Below are 7,241 nucleotides of genomic sequence, written 5' to 3'. Positions count from 1 at the left end.
GCCGACGTATGGCTGATCGTGGCCCTGGCCATGGCCCCGCCGCTGCTGTTGGCGATGGCCGGCGCCCGGGTCTGGTCGGATCGGCCGGTGGCGGCGTTGTTGCTCGCGGCGGTCGCCGGTTCGTTGCTGGCCGTCTTCGCGGTGCTGATGAAAGGCGTCGTCGACATCCTCGAACACAACCCCGACCAGTTGTGGACCAGACCCGAGGTGTACGGCTGGGTGTTCTGCGGGGCGGCCGGGATGGTGATCCACCAGTCGGCGTACCGCGCCGGCGCCTTGACCGCCTCGTTGCCGACGATCATCGCCGCCAAGCCCATCGTGGGCGCGGTCCTCGGGATCACCGTGCTCGGTGAAACGTTGGACGCGCACGGCTTCGACTGGGTTGTGCTGGGAGTGGCCGCGGCGCTGGTGATCGTCGCGACGGTGGGCCTGGCCCGCGGCGAGGCCGCCACGGTGTCGGCGGGCGCCGGGCGCGACGTGCGGATCGACGACGAGCCGAAAGCCGTGAAGCCCGCGCTCTGATGAAGCTTGGTGGCAGGTACAGGATTCGAACCTGTGAAGCTTTCGCGACGGATTTACAGTCCGCTCCCATTGGCCGCTCGGGCAACCTGCCGCCAGACAGGTTACAACGAGGGGGTAGACAAAGCACAAACGGCCATCACCGGATGAAGGGACGGATCGAATGGCGGACTCATCGTTCGACATTGTCAGCAAAGTCGAGCGCCAGGAGGTCGACAACGCGCTCAACCAGGCCGCCAAGGAGCTGGCCACTCGCTTCGACTTCCGCGGAACCGACACCACGATCGCGTGGAAGGGCGACGAGGCAATCGAGCTGACGTCGTCCACCGAAGAACGCGTCAAGGCGGCTGTCGACGTCTTCAAGGAGAAGCTGATCCGCCGCGACATCTCGATGAAGGCGTTCGACGCCGGTGAACCGCAGTCATCCGGCAAGACCTACAAGGTCAGCGGCACCATCAAGCAGGGCATCAGCAGCGAGAACGCCAAGAAGATCACCAAGCTGATCCGCGACGAGGGCCCCAAGAGCGTCAAGACGCAGATCCAGGGCGACGAGATCCGCGTCACCAGCAAGAAGCGCGACGACCTGCAGGCCGTCCAGGCGCTGCTCAAGCAGGCCGACCTGGACGTCGCGCTGCAGTTCGTGAACTACCGGTAGCCCGGCCGTAAGCGAGGTTCTCAATGGCGATGACCCCTACCGAGGCCGACTACTCCGACGTCATCATCGTCGGTGCCGGCATCTCCGGCATCGATGCGGCCTACCGGATCAACGAGCGCAACCCCCAGCTGACCTACACCATCCTGGAGCGGCGCGCGCAGATCGGCGGCACGTGGGACCTGTTCCGCTACCCCGGGGTGCGCTCGGACAGCAGCATTTTCACGCTGTCGTTCCCGTTCGAGCCGTGGACCCGTAAGGAGGGCGTGGCCGACGGTGTGCACATCCGCGAGTACCTGGCCGCCACGGCGCACAAGTACGGGATCGATCGCCACATCCGATTCGACAGTCATGTCCTCTCAGCCGACTGGGATTCGTCCACCGACACCTGGACGGTCACCGTCGAGCAGGACGGCGCGCCGAAGCTCTATCGCGGCCGGTTCCTCTTCTTCGGCAGCGGCTACTACAACTACGACGAGGGGTACACCCCCGACTTCCCGGGCATCGAAACGTTCGGCGGCACCGTGGTGCATCCCCAGCACTGGCCGGAGGACCTCGATTACACCGGCAAGAAGGTCGTGGTGATCGGCAGCGGGGCCACCGCGGTCACCCTGCTCCCGTCGCTGTCGGATCGGGCCGCGAAGGTCACCATGCTGCAGCGCTCGCCCACCTATCTGATCTCGGCGTCGAAATACGGCAGGGTCGCCGCCGTCGCGCGGAAGGTGCTGCCGCGCAAGCCCGCCCATCTGGTTGTCCGGATGTACAGCGCGCTGACCGAGGCGGTGTTCTTCGCGTTGTCCCGCAAGGCTCCCGGGTTGGTGCGGTGGCTGCTGCGGCGCAAGGCGATCGCCAGCCTGCCCCCCGGCTACGACGTCGACACCCACTTCAAACCGCGGTACGACCCGTGGGACCAGCGGATGTGCCTGATCCCCGACGCCGACCTGTACGGGGCCATCAGCGCCGGCCGCGCCGAGGTGGTCACCGACCACATCGACCATTTCGACGCGACGGGCATCGCGCTCGAATCCGGTGGGCACCTCGACGCCGACATCATCGTCACCGCCACCGGGTTGCAGCTGCAGGCCTTGGGCGGCACCGCGATCAGCCTGGACGGCAACGAGATCAAGACCAACGACCGCTTCGTCTACAAGGCACACATGCTCGAGGACGTGCCCAACCTGTTCTGGTGCGTCGGCTACACCAACGCGTCGTGGACGCTGCGCGCGGACATCACCGCCCGGGCGACGGCAAAGCTGCTGGCGCACATGGCCGCCCACGGCTACACGCACGCCTACCCGCACCGCGGCAACGAGCCGATGACCGAGAAGCCCTCGTGGGACATCAACGCCGGCTACGTGCTGCGCTCGGTGCACGCGCTGCCGAAGTCGGGAACCAGGCGGCCGTGGAACGTGCGGCAGAACTACCTGGCCGACGCCATCGATTACCGCTTCGACCGCATTGAGGAGGCGATGGTGTTCGGCCGGGCGTCCGACCGGGCACTCGCCGGGTGAACTGCTTCTAAATCTTCGATGTCGGCAATACGCTGATCGCCATGGCAGCAGAGATGCGTGAACCCAAGGTCGTTGTCCTCGGTGGCGGTTCCTGGGGGACCACGGTTGCCTCCATCTGCGCGCGACGAGGACCGACGCTGCAGTGGGTGCGCTCGGAGGAGACCGCGAAGGACATCAACGAAAACCACCGCAACAGCCGTTACCTCGGCGACGAGGCGGTGCTGAGCGACACCCTGCGCGCCACCACCGACTTCGCCGAGGCGGCCAACTGCGCCGACGTCGTGGTCATGGGCGTGCCCTCACACGGTTTCCGCGGGGTGCTGACCGAGCTGGCGAAGGAACTGCGGCCCTGGGTACCGGTGGTGTCCCTGGTCAAGGGGCTCGAGCAGGGCACCAACATGCGGATGTCGCAGATCATCGAGGAGGTCCTGCCCGGTCATCCGGCCGGCATCCTGGCGGGGCCCAACATCGCCCGCGAGGTCGGCGAGGGTTACGCCGCCGCGGCGGTGCTGGCCATGCCCGACCAGCACCTGGCGACCCGGCTTTCCGGGCTGTTCCGCACCCGGCGTTTCCGGGTGTACACCACCGACGACGTCATCGGGGTGGAGATGGCCGGGGCGCTGAAGAACGTTTATGCCATCTCGGTGGGAATGGGCTACTCGCTGGGCATCGGTGAGAACACCCGCGCGCTGGTGATCGCGCGCGCGCTGCGGGAGATGACCAAGCTCGGCGTGGCCCTGGGCGGCAACCCCGAGACCTTCCCGGGCCTGGCCGGCCTGGGTGACCTGATCGTCACCTGCACCAGCCAGCGCAGCCGCAACCGCCACGTCGGTGAACAACTCGGCGCGGGCAAGCCGATCGACGAGATCATCGCCTCGATGAACCAGGTCGCCGAAGGCGTCAAGGCCGCCAGCGTGATCATGGAATTCGCCAATGAGTTCGGCCTGAACATGCCGATCGCCCGCGAGGTCGACGCGGTGATCAACCACGGTGCGACGGTCGAGGACGCCTACCGCGGCCTGATGGTCGAGGTACCCGGGCACGAGGTGCACGGCTCGGGCTTCTGACGGGCCGTCTGACACCGGTCGAATTCAAATCTTTGCATTCCATATGGGCCGGGCCCGTCCGCTTGACCCTCGGTTCGCCAGCAAAATACCGTCGATGCAGCAGCCAGGGATTCCCGGCCGTGCCAGTGTGGGTCCGGCCGGGTCGTAACCGTTTGTGCGCCAAGAGTTTACGCCGACGTAATACAGCGCCATATGGGGCGGACATCGGAACATCCCCCGCAAACATCTAACGAGGGAAGCGACCGATGCAACACATCGAACAGCTCGGCAACCAACCTCACGACCAGACCGCCAGCCCGCGCAAAGACCGCGTGCGGTCGATCATCCGGCACGACCTCCCTTCGTCGCTCGTCGTTTTCCTGGTCGCGCTCCCGTTGTCCCTGGGGATCGCGATCGCATCCAACGCCCCGGTGCTGGCCGGCCTGATCGCGGCGACCGTCGGCGGCATCGTGGTCGGCGCCATCGGCGGGTCGCCGCTACAGGTCAGCGGCCCAGCGGCCGGGCTGACGGTGGTGGTAGCCGACCTGGTATCCGACTTCGGTTGGGGCGTAACGTGTTTCATCACCGTGGCCGCCGGCGCTCTGCAGGTGCTGTTGGGGCTCAGCCGCGTCGCGCGGGCGGCGCTGGCGATCTCGCCGGTGGTCGTGCACGCCATGCTGGCCGGCATCGGCATCACGATCGCGCTGCAACAGGCGCACGTTCTGCTGGGCGGAAAATCCAAGAGCACGGCCTGGCACAACGTCATCGAGCTGCCGGGGCAGATCATCGGCGCGCACCGGCCGGGGGTCATCTTGGGCGCATTGGTGATCGCCATCCTCGTCTGCTGGCGGTGGGTTCCCGCCAAGTTGCGCCGCGTTCCCGGCCCGTTGGTCGCGATCGTGGTCGTGACGGTGGTGTCGGTCGTCTTTCCGTTCCACGTGCGCCGCATCGACCTCGAGGGCTCGCCGTTGGACGCGTTGCAGCTGCCCGACATTCCGCACGACGGCTGGGGCGCGGTCGCGATCGGCGTGATCACCGTCGCGCTCATCGCCAGCGTCGAAAGCCTGCTGTCGGCGGTGTCGGTCGACCGGATGCACAACGGGCCACGCACCGACTTCAACCGGGAATTGGTCGGGCAGGGCGCCGCCAACATGGTGTCGGGCACGATCGGCGGGCTGCCGGTCACCGGCGTCATCGTCCGCAGCTCGACCAACGTCAACGCGGGCGCCAAGTCGCGCGCCTCGGCGTTCCTGCACGGCGTTTGGATCCTGCTGTTCACGGTGCCTTTCGCCGAGCTGGTCGAGGAGATTCCCACCGCCGCGCTCGCCGGGCTCCTCATCGTCATCGGCATCCAGTTGCTCAAGCCGGCCCATATCGAAACCGCGATGAAGCACGGCGATCTCGCCGTGTACGTCGTGACCGCCGTCAGTGTGGTGTTCCTCAACCTGCTGCACGGGGTGATGATCGGCCTCGCGCTGGCCATCGCGCTGACCGGTTGGCGGGTGATTCGGGCCAAGGTCGACGCCACGTCCGTCGACGGCGAGTGGCAGGTGCAGATCGAGGGCGCCGCGTGCACGTTCCTGGCGCTCCCGCGACTCACCCGGGTCCTGGCCTCGATTCCCACCGGAACCGTTGTCACCGTGGATGTTTCGGTGCACTACCTGGACCACGCGGCGCATCAGACGATCAGCGACTGGCAGCGCCAGCACGAAGCCAACGGCGGAACGGTGAATATCCGCGGGAGGTTCGAGACCGGCCATGCCGCTGGCAAAAATGCGAGTGAGGTCGTCGAGCCCGAAAGGCCCGAGGCCGCTGCCTGATTGGCGTGCTCAATCCCACCCGGAAAGCCCGAAGGTGCCGCTCGGCGCCCTCCCGCTGAGCTTCTGGACGATCCACTGGTTCATCGGCACACCCTGCTCGGTGGCCTCCAGCGCGAGGCGGGCATGCAAACTCCGGCGAGGTTCTCACCAGGAATCGCCCGCCGTAGTGGCGCCGCGACAGCGGTTCGGGAACTTCGTCGCCGCAGGCGCGCAGGACCTCCACATGCTCGGTGACGGCGTCCTCGATGGCGGCCACCGCTTGGGGCGCGGTGGGCGCTTGGCGCCTCAGGTACGGCAATTCGACGCATACGCCTAGGTATTCGTCGTAGTCGGGCAACCACTGCGCTCGGTAGGTGTAGTGGTCCACGCGCAATGTGATAGCACGGGTGATATCGAATCCGGGAGTCACTCATCCCCAGGGACGGGCCTCTCCGCACCATATGGCTCTCGCCGGATTTGATAGCGCGGGCGATATCAAATCCCGCGACGGACTCATGCTCGGCTAGCCGCGCGCCATCGCCTCCAGCCGGCGGATGCGGTCCTCGATCGGCGGGTGCGTCGAGAACAGCGACCCGATCCGCTCGCCCGCGCGGAACGGGTTGGCGATCATCAGGTGGGCCTGGCTGGCCAGCTGCGGCTCCGGCGGCAGCGGGGCCGCCTGGACGCCGCCCGAGATCTTGCGCAGCGCCGACGCCAAGGCCAGGGGGTCGCCCGTCAGCACCGCACCCGATTCGTCCGCCTGGTACTCGCGCGACCGCGACACCGCCAGCCGCACCACGGTGGCGGCGATCGGACCCAGCAGCGAAACCAACAGCAGCGCAAAGGGATTGCCCTCGTCGTCGCGGTTGCCGCCGAAGAACATCGCCATGTAGGACAGGGCGGTGATGATCGACGCCATCGCTCCGGCGATGCAGGAGATGAGGATGTCGCGGTTGTAGACGTGGGAGAGCTCGTGCCCCAGGACCGCCCGCAGCTCGCGTTCGCTGAGGATTCCCAAAATGCCGGTGGTGCAACACACGGCGGCGTTGCGCGGGTTACGGCCGGTCGCGAACGCGTTGGGCGCGTTGGTGTCGCTGATGTACAGCCGGGGCATCGGCTGGTGCGCGGCGGTGGCGAGTTCGCGCACGATCCGGTACATCGCCGGCGCCTGCAGCTCGGACACCGGCTGCGCGTGCATCGCCCGCAGCGCCAGCTTGTCGCTGTTGTAGTAGGTGTAGACGTTCATGCCGATGGCGAACAGCACCGACAGGAACATCGCGGTCCTGCCGAACAGCGAGCCCACGAACACGATCAACGCGGACATACCGACCAACAGGGCGAAGGTCTTCAGCCTGTTGGCATGGGGATGCCAGGTCATCGGGTCCTCCTTGGAGCGTCGACTATCGCTCATTGAACGCCTGAAAAGGCGCCAAAGGTTCCCTCGACGCGCTAACCGTGCCGGCTGATGGTGTAGTCGACCAGCGTCTGCAGCGCCTGCCGGCCGGGGACATCGGGCAGCAGGGCCAGCTCGTCGCGCGCCTGCCCCGCGTATTCGGCCAGCGTCTGCTTGGCCTTGGCCATCCCGGGGGACGCCCGCAACAGCGCCAGCGCTTCGGCCACCGCCGCGTCGTCGTCGATGGGCCCGGCCAGCAGCTCACGCAGCCGCACCGCGTCGGCCCCGGGTTCGCGCAGCGCGTAGAGCATCGGCAGCGTG

General features: G+C 67.1%; 7 protein-coding genes, 1 tRNA gene and 1 pseudogene. 5 read left to right on the top strand and 4 right to left on the bottom strand.

The window, feature by feature from the left end:
• On the top strand, positions 1-522 hold a 522-nt coding region (locus A9X03_RS29810; protein ID WP_197696065.1), incomplete at its 5' end, for a DMT family transporter.
• A gap of 7 nt (positions 523-529) precedes the next feature.
• Here the strand turns inward: A9X03_RS29810 and A9X03_RS12735 are convergent.
• Positions 530-613: transfer RNA gene (locus A9X03_RS12735), tRNA-Tyr, on the bottom strand.
• 69 nt (positions 614-682) lie between these two features.
• Between A9X03_RS12735 and A9X03_RS12730 the strand changes: the two genes are divergently transcribed.
• The 4 genes from A9X03_RS12730 to A9X03_RS12715 all read left to right on the top strand — a co-directional run bounded on the left by A9X03_RS12730 (position 683) and on the right by A9X03_RS12715 (position 5,548).
• The gene (locus tag A9X03_RS12730) at positions 683-1,174 is read left to right on the top strand and encodes a YajQ family cyclic di-GMP-binding protein (RefSeq protein WP_067749264.1); all 492 of its coding nucleotides are present in this window, start codon (positions 683-685) and stop codon (positions 1,172-1,174) included.
• 23 nt (positions 1,175-1,197) lie between these two features.
• Positions 1,198-2,682: an NAD(P)/FAD-dependent oxidoreductase gene (locus tag A9X03_RS12725; RefSeq protein ID WP_068261346.1), complete on the top strand. Its 1,485-nt coding sequence runs from the start codon at positions 1,198-1,200 to the stop codon at positions 2,680-2,682.
• 41 nt (positions 2,683-2,723) lie between these two features.
• Entirely contained in the window at positions 2,724-3,749 is a 1,026-nt protein-coding gene (locus A9X03_RS12720; RefSeq protein WP_067749252.1) for an NAD(P)H-dependent glycerol-3-phosphate dehydrogenase, read from the top strand.
• A gap of 245 nt (positions 3,750-3,994) precedes the next feature.
• Positions 3,995-5,548, top strand: coding sequence for a SulP family inorganic anion transporter (locus A9X03_RS12715; RefSeq protein ID WP_068261343.1), 1,554 nt, complete (start codon positions 3,995-3,997; stop codon positions 5,546-5,548).
• Between the two features lie 9 nt (positions 5,549-5,557).
• Here the strand turns inward: A9X03_RS12715 and A9X03_RS30245 are convergent, their stop codons facing one another.
• The 3 genes and pseudogenes from A9X03_RS30245 to A9X03_RS12700 all read right to left on the bottom strand — a co-directional run.
• The gene (locus A9X03_RS30245) at positions 5,558-5,677 is read right to left on the bottom strand and encodes a toxin-antitoxin system HicB family antitoxin (RefSeq protein ID WP_231975388.1); all 120 of its coding nucleotides are present in this window, start codon (positions 5,675-5,677) and stop codon (positions 5,558-5,560) included.
• A 373-nt stretch (positions 5,678-6,050) separates the two neighbouring features.
• Complete coding sequence (gene htpX / locus A9X03_RS12705; protein WP_067749241.1) at positions 6,051-6,905, bottom strand: zinc metalloprotease HtpX; 855 nt, start codon at positions 6,903-6,905, stop codon at positions 6,051-6,053.
• 71 nt (positions 6,906-6,976) lie between these two features.
• Positions 6,977-7,241 (bottom strand): annotated as a pseudogene (locus A9X03_RS12700) (polyprenyl synthetase family protein); the annotation flags it as partial.

This window comes from Mycobacterium sp. E1715 (assembly GCF_001667625.1).
In the GTDB taxonomy this organism is placed as follows: domain Bacteria; phylum Actinomycetota; class Actinomycetes; order Mycobacteriales; family Mycobacteriaceae; genus Mycobacterium.
The sequence above is the reverse complement of the archived record's forward strand: the minus strand, read 5'-3'. Positions and strand labels throughout refer to the sequence as shown.